This window comes from Lysobacter sp. Soil_N_23 (assembly GCF_057656135.1).
Genome location: NZ_JBDGKY010000001.1, coordinates 57,768 through 73,057, shown reverse-complemented (window position 1 = coordinate 73,057; position 15,290 = coordinate 57,768). Strand labels below are relative to the sequence as shown.

Sequence of the window (15,290 nt, the reverse complement as noted above, 5' to 3'; positions counted from 1 at the left end):
GGTTGCCGGCCTCACGGAAGGCACGGCAACGGGGTTCAATAGGGGCAATTCCATCCTTCGGGAGCAGGGCGTGAGTCAACGGATCGTGTGTTTTGGGGAACTGCTGCTGCGCCTGTCGGCGCCGGTGCGCGAGCGTCTGCTGCAGTCGCCGGGCCTGGAGGTCCACATCGGTGGGGCCGAGGCCAATGTCGCCGTATCGCTGGCGCGGCTGGGCCATGACGCGGCGGTGGTCAGCACCGTGGCCGACAACGCATTGGGCGAGGCGGCGATCGGCGAACTGCGCCGGCACGGGGTCGACACGCGCCATGTGCGCACGGCGCCCGGACGGATGGGGCTGTACTTCCTGTCCCACGGCGCGATGCAGCGACCGAGCGAAGTGCTTTACGACCGCGCCGATTCGGCATTCGTGCGATCCACCGACTACGACTGGGACACGCTGCTCGACGGCGCCAGCTGGTTGCACCTGTCCGGCGTGAGTCCGGCGCTGGGCGCCGCCACCGCCGAGGCGACCATCGCCGCCGCGCAGGCCGCGCGCCGGCGCGGGCTCAAGGTGTCGTTCGACGGCAACTTCCGCGGCAAGCTCTGGCAGGCCTGGAACGGCGACGCCGCCGCGATCCTGCGCCGCATCTTCGCCGAGGCAGACCTGGTGTTCGCCGACCATCGCGATATAGAAGTAGTGCTCGGCAAGCGCAGCGCCGCCGAAGGCGAGGATGCGGTAGCCGAGGCGGCTGCGCATGCCTTCGGCGCATTCGAGCATCTGCAATGGCTCGCCTGCACCTTGCGCAGCCAGCACAGCGTCGACCACCACACGCTGTCGGCGGTGATGGTCGGTCGCGACGGCGCGCGCCATCGCGCGCCGGCCTACGAGCTGGAGGCGATCGTCGACCGCATCGGCACCGGCGACGCCTTTGCCGCCGGCGTCCTGCACGGCCTGATCACCGGCATGGCAGCGCCCGAGTTGCTCCATTTCGGTCTGGGTGCGGCCTGCCTGAAGCACTCGCTGCCGGGTGACTTCAACCTGGTCTCGCGCGAAGACGTCGAGGCGTTCACCGCACAGGCCGGCTTCCATGTCCGTCGTTGACGCCCTGGCGCTGCTGCGCGGCAGTCGCATCATCCCGGTCTACACCCCCGGCAGCGTCGATGAAGCCGTGGCGGTGGCGCAGGCGCTGCTGCGCGGTGGCATCGATGCGATCGAAGTGACGCTGCGCACGCCGGTGGCGCTCGACGCGATCGCCGCGGTCGCCGCGCACGTGCCGGGAATGAAGGTCGGCGCCGGCACCGTGCTCGATGCCACCCAGATGCGCCAGGTGCAGCGCGCCGGCGCATCGTTCGCGGTGTCACCCGGATCCTCGCCGCAACTGCTGGCCGCCGCCCGCGAGGAATCGATGGCCTACCTGCCGGGCGTTGCCACCGGCAGCGAGGTGATGGCGGCCGCCGGCTTCGACCTGCTCAAGCTGTTCCCCGCGCAGGCGATCAATGCACTGGGTTTGCTGGCGGCCTGGCGCGGGCCATTTGCCCAGGTCCGCTTCTGTCCGACCGGCGGCATCGACGCCGCACGCGCGCCCGAATACCTGCGCCAGCCCAATGTCGCGTGCCTGGGCGGCTCATGGCTGACACCGGCCGATGCACTGGCGCAAGGCGACTGGGAACGCATCGAAACCCTGGCGCGCGAGGCCGCTGCACTGTCGATTGTCTGACCGACAAACGGCCAAAGTGGCCCACTGTGGCGCTCGTTGGCGAAGAAAGTAGCAATTTCCCGCATTTTTTCGCCTCATACCACTTGGCGGCGCACTTGCCTTGCCCTACATTCCGCTTGCCTAGCGGGGAAATCCGGGCACCCATCAACTAATCGAGTATTACGAGACACATATGGCGAAGACGAAGAAAGTGGCAAAGAAGGCCGCGCCGAAGAAGGCCGCCGCCGCCAAGCCGGCTGCACCGAAGCCGATCAAGGAAGCGCTGACCAAGTCGGGCCTGGTTGCGCACATCGCCGAGGCCGCGGGCGTCGCTGCCAAGGACGTGCGTGCTGTCCTGGCTGCTCTGGAAGGTGCCGTGCACGGCTCGGTCAGCAAGAAGGGCGCGGGTGCGTTCACCCTGCCGGGCCTGCTGAAGATCACCGCCGTCAGCGTTGCGGCCAAGCCGAAGCGCAAGGGCATCAACCCGTTCACCAAGGAAGAAGTCTGGTTTGCCGCCAAGCCGGCTTCGGTCAAGGTCAAGGTCCGTCCGCTGAAGAAGCTCAAGGACGCCGCGGCCTAAGCTGCGTGATTCCTGGATGCGGTGTGCGCAGGCACACCGCATCCGCTCCGGCCGATGCGCATGCGGCCGTGGATCTGCTGTCTGCGGGCACAACGCCCGTTTGCGAAGCGACCTGCCCTCAGCGGTCGAGCAGCCCCAGCGCCACCGCCGCAACCACATCGTCTTCGCGATCGATGTCCAGCCGCAGTTCCGGCGCGTCCAGCCGCCACACCGACCCGGCCATCGCCGTCAGTTGCGCACCCAGTCCGCGGTCGCCCTGAAGCCGCGCCGACGCCTCCATCAGCAGCGCCATCGTGACCAGCGCCGGGATACCGGCAGCATCGTCATGGGCGGTCGCCGCGCAGCCCGAAGCGGATTGGCTGGCGCCGTCCAGCAGCGCCTGCAGATGATGGATCCCGAGCGCGGGCTGGTCGCAGCCAAGCACCAGCACCTTGCCTTCGAACCCCGCCAGCGCCGATGTGGCGCATTGCAGGCTGCTCGACAGCCCCTGCGACCAGTCGTTGTTGACGATGCGTTCGGCGTCGAAGCCGGCGCCGGCCTCGGCGATCCGCATCGCATCGGCGCCCGTCACCAATAGCAGGCGTTGCGGATGCGTTGCAGCGGCCAGGCGCAGGACGCGATGGACCAGGGTCTCGCCATCGCGGCACAGCAACTGCTTGGGACGTCCGAGTCGGCGGCTGCCGCCTGCGGCGAGCACCACCGCGGCATGCGTCGAAGCCGCCTTGCTCACGCACGGCCCCCATGCAAATGGTTCTGCAACTGCGCGGCGATGCTCAGCGCGATCGCTTCCGGTCCGCTGCCGCCGAGCGCGAGCCCGACCGGCGAGTGCAGGCGCGGCAGCAACGCCTCGCGAACGGCGGCGGGCAGGACGCGGAACAGGTCTTCGCGACGCCGCACCGGACCGAGCAGGCCGACGAAACGGATCGTGCTGTCTGCCAGCGCCGCCAATGCTTCGCGATCGAGCTCGAAATGGTGGTGCATCACCAGCGCCGCGTCGAACTGACCGTCGGCGGCCGGCAGCACCTGCGCCGGCGACCGGGCGATGGCGACGTCGGCATCGTCGCCGATGGGCAGCCAGCGCGGACGGCGCTCCACCAGCGTGGTGGTGATGCCGAGCAGGCGCAACATGGGCAGCAGCAGCGGTGTTTCCGGACCGGCGCCCAGCAGCAGCACCGCCGGCGGGCGCGCGATGCTGAGCGTCCATGCCGGCGGCGGATCCGGCCACGGCACGCTGGCGGCCTGGAAACGGTAAACGCCCTGTTGCGTGCCGATACCCGCGTTGACAGTGCCGCCAGGCTCCAGGGTGACATCGAGTGGGCCCTGCCGCGCGCGCCATGCGGTGATCAGTGCCGGCCATGGCGCCAGCGGCGCCAGCGGAAGCAGGGCGATGCGCAAGCGGCCACGGCAGCCCACGGCGGAGCCGGAGAGCAGGTCTTCATCGTTGCGCGTGTCGATTTCCAGCCACTGGATCGCCTGCGTGCGCACTGCCTCCTCGGCGCGCAGCGCGATCTCCGGCTCCAGGCATCCGCCGCTGAGCCAGCCGACCTGGCGGCCTTCGCTGCCGAACAGCGCCAGTGCCCCGGCATGGACGTAGGTCGACCCGGACGTTTCCAGCACCAGCGCAAGCGCGGCCGGCTCGGCGTGTGCGATCGCGTGGGCAGCGGCTTCGAGCACGCCACGGGTGGCGCCGGGCAGGAAGAGGTCCATGGCGCGAGTCTAGGGCCTCCACTGGGCGTCGTGCCGTGATCGCCCGGCGTGCACGCAGCCCAAGCACGCGCGGTGCTAGGCTCGCCGAGTCCCCAGCCGCCGCAAGGGAATCGCCATGAAGTTGCTAGTCAACGGCAGCGAGCACGAGATCACCGCACCGGCCGACATGCCGCTGCTGTGGGTGCTGCGCGATCTGCTTCACCTCACCGGCACCAAGTTCGGCTGCGGCATCGCCCAGTGCGGCGCCTGCACGGTGCACGTCGACGGCGCGCCGCGACGGGCCTGCGTGACCCCGGTCGCGAGCGTCGCGGGCAAGCAGATCACCACCATCGAAGGCCTGTCGAAGGACGGCTCGCATCCGGTGCAGCAGGCCTGGGCCGAGCTCGACGTGGTCCAGTGCGGTTACTGCCAGTCCGGCCAGATCATGTCGGCCGCGGCGCTGCTGGCGAAGGTGCCGGCGCCTACCGATACCGACATCGACCAGGCCCTTTCCGGGAACATCTGCCGCTGCGGCACCTACCAGCGCATCCGCGCCGCGGTGCATCGCGCCGCCGAACTGGACAAGGCCTGACCGAGCAAGCGCAAGCAACGCTTCACGGAGATCCCATGAACGCCGCGATGCAAGCATCCCGTCGCCGATTCCTGAAGGCCGGTGCCGCCGCAGGTGCGGGCCTGGTGGTGGCCTTTGTCATTCCCGGCGCAAGCCGCTTCGCCATGGCCCAGGCCGAGGCGGGCGCGGTATCCGCCTTCGCGCCCAATGCCTTCCTGCGCGTGGGCAGCGACGACAGCGTGACCGTGCTGGTCGCGCATTCGGAAATGGGCCAGGGCATCTGGACGGGCCTGGCGATGCTGATCGCCGAGGATCTCGACGCCGACTGGTCCAAGGTCAAGGTCGAGCACGCACCGGCGGCACCGGTCTATGCCCACACCGCCTTCGGCATGCAGATGACCGGCGGATCGACGTCGACGTGGTCCGAGTTCGACCGCTACCGCCAGGCCGGCGCCACCGCCCGCGCGCTGCTGGTCGCCGCGGCCGCGCAGCGCTTCGGCGTGCCGGTCGATCAGGTCCGCACCGAGAACGGCGTGGCCATCGCCGGTGACCAGCGCGCCCGTTACGGTGAACTGGCGCAGGCGGCTTCGCAGTTGCCGGTACCGGCGCAGGTGGCACTCAAGGACGCCAAGGACTGGAAACTGATCGGCCATCCGACCAAGCGCCTGGACACGCCGGAGAAGATCACCGGCCGTGCGCAGTTCGGCATGGACGTGCAGTTCGATGGCCTGCTGACGGCGCTGGTTGCGCGCGCGCCGGTGTTTGGCGGGACGGTGAAATCATTCGACGCCACCGCCGCCAAGGCGGTTCCCGGCGTGCGCAACGTGGTGCAGGTTCCGTCCGGCGTGGCGGTGGTGGCCGATCATTTCTGGGCGGCAAAGCTCGGCCGCGACGCACTGCGCATCGACTGGGACCTCGGCCCGAATGCCGCGCTCGACAGCGCTGCCATGCGCGAACAGTTCCGTGCACTGGCCGCCAGCGCCGGCATCGTAGCCAGCAGCGCCGGCGACGCCAAGGGTGGGTTCGCCAAGGCGGCAAAAACGCTGGAAGCCGAGTACAACGTGCCCTACCTGGCGCACGCGCCGATGGAACCGCTCAATTGCACCGTCAAGATCGACGACGACGGCTGCGAGATCTGGACCGGCACCCAGTTCCAGACCATCGACCAGCAGGTCGCGGCGAAGATCACTGGCCTCAAGCCCGAGCAGGTGCAGATCCACACCACCTTCCTCGGCGGCGGCTTCGGCCGGCGCGCGACACCCACCTCCGACTTCGTCAGCGAGGCGGTGCAGGTGGCCAAGGCCGCCGGCGCGCCGGTGAAGACCGTCTGGACGCGCGAGGATGACGTACGCGGCGGCTATTACCGCCCGATGTACCTGCAGCACGCGCGCATCGGCCTGGACGCGCAGGGCATGCCGATCGCCTGGCACCACGTGCTGGTCGGCCAGTCGATCCTCGCCGGCACGCCATTCGAGTCGGTGATGGTCAAGAACGGCATCGACGCGACCTCGGTCGAGGGCGTCGCCGATTCGCCGTACCTCAAGGACATCGCCGACCACCGCGTCGAACTGCATTCGCCACGCACCGGTATTCCGGTGCTGTGGTGGCGCTCGGTCGGGCACAGCTACAACGCCTTCGTGATGGAAAGCCTGGTCGACGAACTCGCCCACGCCGCCGGCAAGGACCCGGTCGAGTACCGCCGCGCCCTGCTCAAGAACCACCCGCGCCACCTGGCCGCGCTGAACCTGGCCGCGGAGAAGGCCGGCTGGGGAACGCCGCTGCCCAAGGGGCGCGGGCGCGGTGTCGCCGTGCACGAATCGTTCGGCAGCTATCTGGCGCAGGTCGCCGAAGTGTCGGTGGAGAACGGCGCGATCCGCGTGCATCGGGTCGTGTGCGCGATCGACTGCGGCCTGGCGGTGAATCCGGAGGGCGTGCGCGCGCAGATGGAATCGGGCATTGCCTTTGGACTGGGCGCGGCGTTGCACAGCGCGCTGACCTTCAAGGACGGCCACGTGCAGGAGTCGAACTACCACGACTACCAGGTGCTGCGGCTGAGCGAGATGCCGAAGATCGAAGCCCACATCGTCGCCAGCAGCGAAAAGATGGGCGGCGCCGGCGAACCCGGAACCGCGCCGATCGCACCGGCGGTGGCCAATGCCGTTTTCGCCCTGACCGGACAGCGCCTGCGCGAGCTGCCGCTGCGCCTGGCAGCCACCCCCGCAGCGACAGCCTGAGGAGCCGACCATGCGTGTCGCCATCGCATCGCTGTACGCGTCGACGCTGATCCTCGCGGCGACGGCCTGTACGCAGAAGGTGAGCCCGGAGCAACAGGCTCGCGGCGTGGAAGCCTTTGCCACGATCGAAAAGGTGTTCCAGCACCCGCGCTGCAGCAACTGCCACATTCCCGGCGACCAGCCGCTGCAGTTCGATGCGCAGGCGCCGCACATGATGAACGTCGTGCGCGGCCCCGATGGCAAGGGCGCAGCGGGCCTGCCGTGCGCGAGTTGCCACGGCGAAGCCAACCTGCCGGCCAGCTACGGACCGAACGCACCGCCGGGTGCACCGCACTGGTCGCTGCCGCCGCCGGATCACAAGATGGCGTGGATCGGACTGCCCGCGTCGCAACTGTGCGAGATGATCAAGGACCGCAAGCGCAACGGCGATCGCGACTTCGCCGCGCTGTTCAAGCACGTCTCCGAGGACAAGCTGGTGCTGTGGGGCTGGGCACCCGGCGGCAACCGCGCGCCGGTGCCGGTGCCGCACGATCAGTTCGTGCTGGCGTTCAAGGCCTGGATCGACGCGGGCGGACCCTGCCCCTGACGCGCCGGCGCCTCCGCCCTTTGTAGGAGCGAGCTTGCTCGCGACCGGCCTTTCCGACGCCGCTCGCGAGCAAGCTCGCTCCTACCAGGAGGACCGGAGTCAGCTCCTGCGGTGCAGCCAGCGATACAGCACCGGCAGCACCAGCAACGTCAGCAGCGTCGACGACACGATCCCGCCGATCACCACCGTCGCCAGCGGGCGCTGCACCTCGGCACCCGCGCCCTGGTTGAACGCCATCGGCACGAAGCCCAGCGACGCCACCAGCGCGGTCATCAGCACCGGCCGCAACCGGCCGAGCGCACCCTCGACGATGGCCACGTCCAGCGCCGCACCTTGTTCGCGCAGCTTGCGGATGAAAGCGATCATCACCAGGCCGTTGAGCACCGCCACGCCCGACAACGCGATGAAGCCGACACCGGCAGAAATCGACAGTGGAATCCCGCGCAGGGCCAGCGCCACCACGCCACCGGTCAGCGCCAGCGGCACGCCGCTGAAGACGATGGCGGCATCGCGCACCGAGCCAAGCGACCAGAACAGCAGGGCGAAGATGATCGCCAGCGTTACCGGAACCACCACCGACAGGCGCTGGCTGGCGGAGATCAGCTGCTCGAACGTGCCGCCGTAGTCGATCCAGTAGCCGCTGGGCATCCGCACCTGCGCGGCGACGCGCTCGCGCAGTTCGCCGACGAAGCCGCCCAGGTCGCGGCCGCGCACGTTCGCCGTCACCACCACGCGGCGCTTGCCGTTCTCGCGGTTGATCTGGTTGGGACCCAGCACAGTTTCGATCTTCGCCACCTCGCGCAGCGGAACCGTGCGTGGCGTGCCGGCGCTCCAACTGCCGACCAGGCTGGACTCGTCGTGACCGCCGGCATCGCCCGGCAACGGAATCGGCAGGTCTGCCAGCGCGGCCGGGTCCTGTCGCAACCGCTCCGGCAGGCGCACGACGATGTCGAAGCGACGGTCGCCTTCGAACAGCTGGCCCGCCACCTCGCCACCGACCGCCGTGGCCAGCGTGGCCTGCACGTCGCCCGGGTTGAGGCCGTAACGCACCAGCGCCTGCCGGTCGGGAACCACCGTCAGCAGCGGCAGGCCGGTGGCCTGTTCGATCTTGACGTCGGCTGCTCCCGGCACAGCATTGGCCACTTCCTCGATGCGCCGGCCGAGCTCGACCAGCGTATCGAGGTCGTCGCCGTAGACCTTGACCGCGACATCGGCGCGCACGCCCGAGATCAGCTCGTTCATGCGCATCTGGATCGGCTGGGTGAACTCGTAGTTGTTGCCGGGCAGGCTGCGCGCCGCCGCCTCGAACTCGGCCAGCAGCGTCGCCTTGGGCTTGCCCGGGTCGGGCCATTCCTTGCGCGGCTTGAGCATCACGAAGGTGTCGGTCACCGATGGCGGCATCGGGTCGTTGGCGATTTCGGCCGTGCCGATCTTGCTGAAGACGCGCTCGACCTCGGGCAGCGCCCCCAGCGTGCGCTCCAGCGTCGCCTGCATCGCCACCGCCTGGGTCAGGCTGGTGCCGGGAATGCGCAGCGCGTGGATGGTCAGGTCGCCTTCGTCGAGGTTGGGAATGAACTCGCTGCCAAGCCGCGTTGCCAGCAGGCCACAGCCCACCACCAGCGTGACCGCGGCGCCGAACACCCAGACGCGACGGCGCAGCGTCCATGCCAGCAGCGGCGCGTAGCGACGGCTGCACCACTGCATCACCCGGTTCTCCTTCTCCTCGACGCGACCGCCGAGAAACAACGCGATCGCCGCCGGCACGAACGTCAGCGACAGCAGCATCGCCCCGCTCAGCGCCAGCACCACGGTGATCGCCATCGGATGGAACATCTTTCCCTCGATACCGGTGAGGGCGAAGATCGGCAGGTAGACAGCCGTGATGATGCCGACGCCGAACAGGCTCGGCCGGATCACCTCGGCGGTGGCCTTGGCGGTCAGCTCGAAGCGTTCCTCCTTCTCCAGCGTGCGGCCCAGTGCCTGCTGCATTTCACCGAAGCGGCGCAGGCAGTTCTCGATGATGATCACCGCGCCGTCGACGATCAGGCCGAAGTCGAGTGCGCCCAGGCTCATCAGATTGCCCGACACGCCACCGCGGACCATGCCCCACACGGTGAACAGCATCGCCAGCGGAATCACCGCCGCGGTGATCAGCGCCGCGCGGAAGTTGCCGAGCAGCACGAACAGCACCACCACCACCAGCAGCGCGCCCTCGGCGAGATTCTTGGCCACCGTGGCGATGGTGCGGTCGACCAGCGCGGTGCGGTCGTAGACGGCGGTGGCGACCACGCCCGGTGGCAGGCTGGCGTTGACCTGTTCGAGCCTCGCCGCGCTGGCCTGGGCGACATCGCGACTGTTGGCGCCGACCAGCATGAACACCGTGCCCAGCACGACCTCGCGGCTGTCCTGGGTGGCAGCACCGTTACGCAACTCCGGCCCTTCGCCGACGCTGGCGACATCGCGCACGCGGATCGGCACGCCATCGCGGCGGTCCAGCACGATCTCGCCGATCGCCGCAGGGTCGGCCACCTGGCCCGGCACCCGCACCAGGAACTGCTGGCCGTTGCGTTCGATGTAACCGGCGCCGATGTTCTGGTTATTGGCGGCCACCGCGGTGACGAGGCCGCGCAGGGTGAAGCCGAGCGCGACCATCCGCGCCGGCTCCGGGGTGATGTGGATCTGCCGGGCAAAACCGCCGATCGTGTTGACCTCGGTCACCCCCGGCGTGTTGCGCAGCTGCGGTCGCACCACCCAGTCCTGCAAGGTGCGCAGGTCGGTGGAAGTCCAGGGCGTGCCGTCGGGCTTGCGCGCCTCCGGGTTGGCCTCGACGGTGTACATGAAGATCTCGCCCAGGCCGGTGGCGATCGGCCCCATCTCCGGCTCGATCCCCGGTGGCAGCTGCGAGCGCGTCTGCTGCAATCGCTCCGCGACCTGCTGGCGGGCGAAGTACAGGTCGGTGCCGTCCTTGAACACCACCGTGACCTGCGACAGGCCGTAGCGCGACAGCGAACGGGTGTAGTCGAGCCCTGGCAGGCCGGCCATCGCCGTCTCGATCGGGAAGGTGATGCGCTGTTCCGACTCCAGCGGCGAATAGCCGGTGGCTTCGGAGTTGATCTGCACCTGGACGTTGGTGATGTCCGGCGTGGCGTCGATCGGCAGCTGGCGAAAGCTCCATGCGCCCAGCAGCACCAGCGCCAGGGTGAGCACGAGCATCAGCCAGCGATGGCCGATGGCGAAGCGGATGATTTTCTCGAGCATGTCGGCGTCCTCAATGGTCGTGCGAGGCGCCGGACTTTTCGATGTCCGCCTTGATGAGGTAGCTCTGTTCGACCACGACCTGGTCGCCCGGCTTCAACCCCGAGAGAACTTCCACCCGTTGCCCATCGCGCTGACCCAGCTCGAGCGGACGCACCTCGAAGGTGTCGCCGACGCGGATGAACACCACGTCCCAGTCGCGGAAGGTCTGCAGCGCCGTCAGCGGCACGACCAGCGCGGCCGGCTGCTGGGCGACGGTGATGCGCGCCTGCACCGCCGAACCCGGACGCCACAGGCCGTCGGCGTTGTCGAGGGTGGCGCGGGCGACCGTGCTCTGGCTGGCGGTGGCGGTATTGGGCAGCACGCGTTCGAGCTGCGTGTCCACGCTCACGCCATCGCTCAGGCGGGTGACCCGCACCGGAACGCCCGGCCGAATGTGCTGGGCGTCGGCGCCGAAGATGTGCAGGTCCACCCACAGCTTCGACAGGTCGGCGATCTCGAACAGCGGCGCACCTTCCGCGGCCACGTCGCCGACCGCGGCATTGCGCGCGAGTACGACGCCGTCGATAGGCGAGGTGACGGCGTAAGTGGTCAGGCTGAGGTTGCTTTCGATCGTCGCCAGCGCCTGGCCGGCGCGGACGCGATCGCCGAGGTTGGCGCGCAGTGCGCGCACCGGGCCGGGGAAACGCGCTGCTACCTTGGCCTGGCGCCCTTCGACCGGAGTCAGCAGGCCCTGTACCTCGTGCTCGTCGGTGATCATGCCGGCCGCGGCGGGTGCGACCCGGATGCCCGACGTCCGCGCGGTCGCTTCGGCGATGCGGGTGCGCCCCTCGTAGCTCGGGTAACTCCAGCGCAGCGCCTTGCCTTCGATGGTCGCGAGCACTTCGACGTCGAACGAATGCGGCTCTTCGACGACGCTTGTGGCGACCAGGCTGCCGTCCGGCCGTGGCGTGAGGGCATGGCGCTCGCTGGCACCGTCCAGGCGTCGCAGCCGGACTTCGACAGTACCGGTGGTAGCCGGTAGCGGCGAGTCGCCGCGGTATAGCCAGGCCTGGTAGCGCGGTGGCATGCCGGCTTCGGCGATTGCCAGTTCTACGCGGTAGCCCGATTGCTCCAGCACACGGCCGCCATGGGCACCCTTGCGTGCTTCTTCGGCCTCGCCGTGTTCGTCGCCGGCGTCGTGCGCATGCCCGGCCTCGGAGGAACGCTCGCCGCCACAGGCGGCCAGCAACAGCGTCAGCGCGAGTGCGGTGGTGTTGGTGAACTTGTTCATGGGGTCTGGCCTTGTGCGGTGGCGGCAACGACGAGGGGTTCGCCGGTGAGTCGCTGGATTTCGATCAGCGCGCGCTGTGCCGACAGCGCGGCATCGAGTTGCTCGCGCCGTGCGCTGGTGGTTTCCGATTGCAGCTGCGCGATTTCCAGATAGCTGATCGCACCGGCGCCGAATGCTCGCTCGGCCGCGGCCTGGGCACGCGCCAGCTTGGGCAGCACGTCGTCGCGCAGGCGCAGCACTTCCAGCTGGGCGACGCGGTAGCGGCCGTGCGCTTCGACCAGGGTCGAGTACAGGGCCAGTCCCTGCGCCTCGTGTTCGACTTCGGTGACGGCCAGTTCGGCCTGCGCGGCGCGGATCTGCGGCTGCGCACGGCGTCCGCTGGCCAGCGGCAGCGACAGGCCGCCGATCAGTGCGACGTCGTTGTCTTCCTTGAAGCCGCGCACGCCCAGTTGCCATTCGAGGTCGGGCGTGGCCTGCGCGCGTGCCAGCTGCAGGCGCGCTTCGCCGATGCGACGCTGGTCGGCGAAGCGGGCCAGTTCCGGCGTGCGTTGCAGCAACAGTGCGAGCGCGTCGAAGTCGGCGATGTCGGGCAGGGCCAGCACGTTGGCATCGGCAGGCTCGAAGTCGGGCTCGCGCTCGCCCCACAGGGCCGCCAGGTGCTGGCGCGCGGCCGTTTGTTGCTGCGCCGTGCGGCGCCGTTCGAGTTCGGCGCGCGCGAGTGCGGCCTGCGCGGTCAGCACGACCGACTCCGGCGAGGCGCCGGCAGCCAGTCGCCGTTGCGCGGCACTGACCGTCCTGCGCCGCTGTGCGATGTCATCGTCGGCGATTGCCAGCTGCGGGCCGGCGGCGACGACGGCGAGGTAGCGCCGAGCGGTTTCCGCCAGCAGGTCCAGGCGACTGGCCTCGCGCTCGATGCCGAGCGCATCGATGCGGCTTTGCGCCAGGGCGCGTCGCGCGTCGCGCTTGCCGCCGCGTTCCAGCACCGAGGCCAGCGTCAGCGTCAGCTCGGCGCGATCGACGCCGCCGTAGTTGTTGCTGCCCAGTACGTTCTCGAGTTCGGCACCGGCCACCAGGGCCGGCCGTTGCGCGGCGACCTCGAGTTCGGCGGCGAGGACGTCGCCACGCGCGGTACCCAGGCGAAGCTCGGGATGTGGAGGCAGTGATGCAGTGCCGACGACGCGTGCGAACGCATCGTCCAGGGTCAGGCGATCGCCGGCCTGTGCGGGCAGGGCCGCAGCAAGCACGACGACCAACGCGGCGCGGGCCGCGAGTCGCGAATACATGGGAGAAGCTCCGAAAGAAGAGGGGACGGACAGCCGGCACCAGGGCCGGGCAGGTCACACCGCGATCGGAGGACGGAACGGAGCCGTCAGGCGCGTAGGCGCGAAGGCGACCGACAGCCTCGCCACCGGTGAGGCGGACACGGCGGTCGGAAGGTCGAACTGCATGCGCGGCAGCATGGCTGCCTGCTGGCCGCAGCAATGGGTCAGGTGCCAGTGGTCGTCGTCGTGGTCGGGCTTGCCGTCGTCGGGCGTGGCCGCGCGGTCATCGACAGCGGGGCCGTCGATGGCATGCTCGCCGAACGCGTGTCCATGCCCGTGGCTGCCGGCCGCCGCATGCGCGACCAGCTCATGCACTTCCTCGGCGAATGCCAACGCCGGCTTCAGCGTGAAACTGGCCAGCAGCAGGCCAAGCATCAGCAGGCGCACGGCAGCATGGATGGCGGATGACGCGGACATGCCGGCAAGGGTACGCGCCGACCCCGGCGATACACAATTTCGCTGGCGTGGCGGCCCGGGAGGCGGGCATGGCAGGGCAGCGCCGCAGCGGCGACAATGCCGGCATGGATTCCAACGCCCCCCTGCTCGAGACGGTCGAGCACGAAACCGCCCCTTCGCCGACCTGGACCGTGCTGTGGCTGCACGGGCTGGGTGCCGACGGCCATGACTTCGCCCCGATCGTGCCCGAGCTGGTGCGCCGCGACTGGCCGGCGCTGCGCTTCGTGTTCCCGCACGCGCCGGTGCGGGCGGTCACGATCAACAACGGCATGCGCATGCGCGCCTGGTACGACATCGTCAGCTTCGACTTCGACGCACTGGCCGCCGGCAAGCGCGCCGATGAAGCCGGCGTGGCCGAGTCGGTGGCGCAGGTCGAGGCCCTGATCGCGCGCGAAGTCGCGCGCGGAATCGCGCCCGAGCGCATCGTCCTGATCGGCTTTTCCCAGGGCGGCGCGATCGCCCTGGCCTCCGCCCTGGGGCGCGAGCAGCCCCTGGCCGGCATTGCCGGACTGTCGACCTATCTGCCGCTCGGGCCGCACCAGGCGGCAACGAAACTCAAGCCTGCAGCCTTGTCGCAGCCAGTGTTCATGGCCCACGGCCAGTTCGATCCGGTGGTGCCGGCGGTGGTCGGCCAGATGGGCGCGGCGACCATGAAGGACCTGGGTTTCGCCCTGGAATGGCACGACTACCCGATGGCCCACCAGGTGTGTGCCGAGGAGATCCAGGCCCTCGGTGACTGGCTGGCTGAGCGATTTGCGGGCTGAGTCCCAACCTTGTTGATCAAATGCCGCTGACCGATTGGTAGCGGGCGCTCGCGGGGGCTACCATCAGTCCAGAGGCAATGCCCACCGGGTAGAGGCGCCAATGAGGATAGTGATCGCCGACGACGAACCGCTGGCGCGCGAGCGCCTGCGGGGACTATTGGCCGAGCAGCGTGGCGTCGAGGTCGTCGCCGAGGCGGCCGACGGCCAGCACGCGCTGCACGCCTGCGCCGAACACCATCCCGACCTGGTACTGCTGGATATCGCGATGCCGGGCATCGACGGACTCGAAGCCGCCCGCCACCTGGCCGCGTTCGAACCGCGCCCGGCCGTGGTGTTCTGCACCGCCTACGACGCGCATGCACTGTCCGCCTTCGAGGCCGAGGCGATCGACTACCTGGTCAAGCCGGTGCGCGCCGAGCGCCTGGCTGCCGCACTCGAACGCGTGCGCACCTTTGCCGCCGGGCGCGAGCGCGCCACCACCTCCGCCGGTCCCGGCGCCGGGCAGCGCCGCAGCCACCTGTGCGCGCGACTGCGCGGCAGCCTGCGCCTGATCCCGATCGAGGACGTGCACTACCTACAGGCCGAGGAGAAGTACGTGGTGGTCCACCACGCCCGCGGCGAGGACCTGATCGAGGAATCGCTGAAGTCGCTCGAAGACGAGTTCGGCGAACGTTTCGTCCGCATCCACCGCAACTGCCTGGTTGCCCGCCACGAGATCGTCGAACTGCGCCGGGCCGCCGACGGCCACGTGCAGGCGGTGCTGCGCCATGGCAAGCAGCCGCTGGAAGTCAGCCGCCGCTGCGTGGCGGGGCTGAAGGAAACGCTCAAGCATCTGTAGTGCCTGGCGTAAGGTTCCGCCAGCTGACCCGTAAAAGACCACGGCCCCT

The 15,290-nt window shown here is 69.5% G+C and carries 14 protein-coding genes; 8 read left to right on the top strand and 6 right to left on the bottom strand.

Features of this window, described 5'->3' with window-relative positions:
• Window positions 1-70 precede the first annotated feature (70 nt).
• The 3 genes from AC3A3X_RS00335 (at window position 71) to AC3A3X_RS00325 (ending at window position 2,256) form a co-directional block, all read left to right on the top strand.
• Window positions 71-1,081: a sugar kinase gene (locus AC3A3X_RS00335; protein WP_487581075.1), complete on the top strand. Its 1,011-nt coding sequence runs from the start codon at window positions 71-73 to the stop codon at window positions 1,079-1,081.
• On the top strand, window positions 1,068-1,697 hold the full coding sequence (locus AC3A3X_RS00330) for a bifunctional 4-hydroxy-2-oxoglutarate aldolase/2-dehydro-3-deoxy-phosphogluconate aldolase (protein ID WP_487581074.1): 630 nt from the start codon (window positions 1,068-1,070) through the stop codon (window positions 1,695-1,697). The genes AC3A3X_RS00335 and AC3A3X_RS00330 overlap by 14 nt, the downstream gene beginning before the upstream one ends.
• A 172-nt stretch (window positions 1,698-1,869) precedes the next feature.
• A complete protein-coding gene (locus AC3A3X_RS00325; protein ID WP_158732745.1) occupies window positions 1,870-2,256 on the top strand; it encodes an HU family DNA-binding protein in 387 nt (128 codons plus the stop codon).
• Window positions 2,257-2,374: 118 nt separating this feature from the next.
• On the opposite strand, the gene AC3A3X_RS00320 is transcribed toward AC3A3X_RS00325, so the two are convergent.
• Complete coding sequence (locus tag AC3A3X_RS00320; protein WP_487581073.1) at window positions 2,375-2,986, bottom strand: nucleotidyltransferase family protein; 612 nt, start codon at window positions 2,984-2,986, stop codon at window positions 2,375-2,377.
• Window positions 2,983-3,963 carry an XdhC family protein gene (locus AC3A3X_RS00315; protein WP_487581072.1) on the bottom strand — a complete coding sequence of 327 codons (981 nt, stop codon included), beginning with the start codon at window positions 3,961-3,963 and terminating at the stop codon, window positions 2,983-2,985. The genes AC3A3X_RS00320 and AC3A3X_RS00315 overlap by 4 nt, the downstream gene beginning before the upstream one ends.
• A gap of 115 nt (window positions 3,964-4,078) precedes the next feature.
• Here AC3A3X_RS00315 and AC3A3X_RS00310 point away from each other — a divergent pair, with 115 nt between their 5' ends.
• The 3 genes from AC3A3X_RS00310 to AC3A3X_RS00300 are packed head-to-tail and all read left to right on the top strand — an operon-like array spanning window position 4,079 to window position 7,333.
• Window positions 4,079-4,534: a (2Fe-2S)-binding protein gene (locus AC3A3X_RS00310; RefSeq protein ID WP_487581071.1), complete on the top strand. Its 456-nt coding sequence runs from the start codon at window positions 4,079-4,081 to the stop codon at window positions 4,532-4,534.
• 47 nt (window positions 4,535-4,581) lie between these two features.
• Window positions 4,582-6,747 carry a xanthine dehydrogenase family protein molybdopterin-binding subunit gene (locus AC3A3X_RS00305; protein ID WP_487581070.1) on the top strand — a complete coding sequence of 722 codons (2,166 nt, stop codon included), beginning with the start codon at window positions 4,582-4,584 and terminating at the stop codon, window positions 6,745-6,747.
• 10 nt (window positions 6,748-6,757) lie between these two features.
• Entirely contained in the window at window positions 6,758-7,333 is a 576-nt protein-coding gene (locus AC3A3X_RS00300) for a hypothetical protein (RefSeq protein ID WP_487581069.1), read from the top strand.
• 99 nt (window positions 7,334-7,432) lie between these two features.
• Here AC3A3X_RS00300 and AC3A3X_RS00295 read toward each other — a convergent pair whose 3' ends face one another.
• The 4 genes from AC3A3X_RS00295 to AC3A3X_RS00280 are packed head-to-tail and all read right to left on the bottom strand — an operon-like array spanning window position 7,433 to window position 13,600.
• On the bottom strand, window positions 7,433-10,591 hold the full coding sequence (locus tag AC3A3X_RS00295) for an efflux RND transporter permease subunit (RefSeq protein WP_487581068.1): 3,159 nt from the start codon (window positions 10,589-10,591) through the stop codon (window positions 7,433-7,435).
• A 10-nt stretch (window positions 10,592-10,601) separates the two neighbouring features.
• Entirely contained in the window at window positions 10,602-11,861 is a 1,260-nt protein-coding gene (locus AC3A3X_RS00290; RefSeq protein ID WP_487581067.1) for an efflux RND transporter periplasmic adaptor subunit, read from the bottom strand.
• Window positions 11,858-13,144, bottom strand: coding sequence for a TolC family protein (locus AC3A3X_RS00285; protein WP_487581066.1), 1,287 nt, complete (start codon window positions 13,142-13,144; stop codon window positions 11,858-11,860). Before AC3A3X_RS00285 ends, AC3A3X_RS00290 begins: the two co-directional genes overlap by 4 nt.
• A gap of 54 nt (window positions 13,145-13,198) precedes the next feature.
• A complete protein-coding gene (locus tag AC3A3X_RS00280; RefSeq protein ID WP_487581065.1) occupies window positions 13,199-13,600 on the bottom strand; it encodes a hypothetical protein in 402 nt (133 codons plus the stop codon).
• Window positions 13,601-13,704: 104 nt separating this feature from the next.
• Between AC3A3X_RS00280 and AC3A3X_RS00275 the strand changes: the two genes are divergently transcribed.
• Together AC3A3X_RS00275 and AC3A3X_RS00270 are read left to right on the top strand one after the other, a co-directional pair.
• On the top strand, window positions 13,705-14,403 hold the full coding sequence (locus tag AC3A3X_RS00275; protein ID WP_487581339.1) for an alpha/beta hydrolase: 699 nt from the start codon (window positions 13,705-13,707) through the stop codon (window positions 14,401-14,403).
• 100 nt (window positions 14,404-14,503) lie between these two features.
• Complete coding sequence (locus AC3A3X_RS00270) at window positions 14,504-15,241, top strand: LytR/AlgR family response regulator transcription factor (protein ID WP_487581064.1); 738 nt, start codon at window positions 14,504-14,506, stop codon at window positions 15,239-15,241.
• Window positions 15,242-15,290: the final 49 nt, after the last annotated feature.

What these genes read in the sequence shown, in the direction of transcription:
- AC3A3X_RS00305 (WP_487581070.1), top strand. Translation starts at nt 4,582, where the DNA reads ATGCAAGCATCCCGTCGCCGATTCCTGAAGGCCGGTGCCGCCGCAGGT.
- AC3A3X_RS00275 (WP_487581339.1), top strand. Translation starts at nt 13,705, where the DNA reads ATGGATTCCAACGCCCCCCTGCTCGAGACGGTCGAGCACGAAACCGCC.
- AC3A3X_RS00325 (WP_158732745.1), top strand. Translation starts at nt 1,870, where the DNA reads ATGGCGAAGACGAAGAAAGTGGCAAAGAAGGCCGCGCCGAAGAAGGCC.
- AC3A3X_RS00315 (WP_487581072.1), bottom strand. Translation starts at nt 3,963, where the DNA reads ATGGACCTCTTCCTGCCCGGCGCCACCCGTGGCGTGCTCGAAGCCGCT.
- AC3A3X_RS00290 (WP_487581067.1), bottom strand. Translation starts at nt 11,861, where the DNA reads ATGAACAAGTTCACCAACACCACCGCACTCGCGCTGACGCTGTTGCTG.
- AC3A3X_RS00310 (WP_487581071.1), top strand. Translation starts at nt 4,079, where the DNA reads ATGAAGTTGCTAGTCAACGGCAGCGAGCACGAGATCACCGCACCGGCC.
- AC3A3X_RS00285 (WP_487581066.1), bottom strand. Translation starts at nt 13,144, where the DNA reads ATGTATTCGCGACTCGCGGCCCGCGCCGCGTTGGTCGTCGTGCTTGCT.
- AC3A3X_RS00300 (WP_487581069.1), top strand. Translation starts at nt 6,758, where the DNA reads ATGCGTGTCGCCATCGCATCGCTGTACGCGTCGACGCTGATCCTCGCG.
- AC3A3X_RS00280 (WP_487581065.1), bottom strand. Translation starts at nt 13,600, where the DNA reads ATGTCCGCGTCATCCGCCATCCATGCTGCCGTGCGCCTGCTGATGCTT.
- AC3A3X_RS00270 (WP_487581064.1), top strand. Translation starts at nt 14,504, where the DNA reads ATGAGGATAGTGATCGCCGACGACGAACCGCTGGCGCGCGAGCGCCTG.
- AC3A3X_RS00330 (WP_487581074.1), top strand. Translation starts at nt 1,068, where the DNA reads ATGTCCGTCGTTGACGCCCTGGCGCTGCTGCGCGGCAGTCGCATCATC.
- AC3A3X_RS00295 (WP_487581068.1), bottom strand. Translation starts at nt 10,591, where the DNA reads ATGCTCGAGAAAATCATCCGCTTCGCCATCGGCCATCGCTGGCTGATG.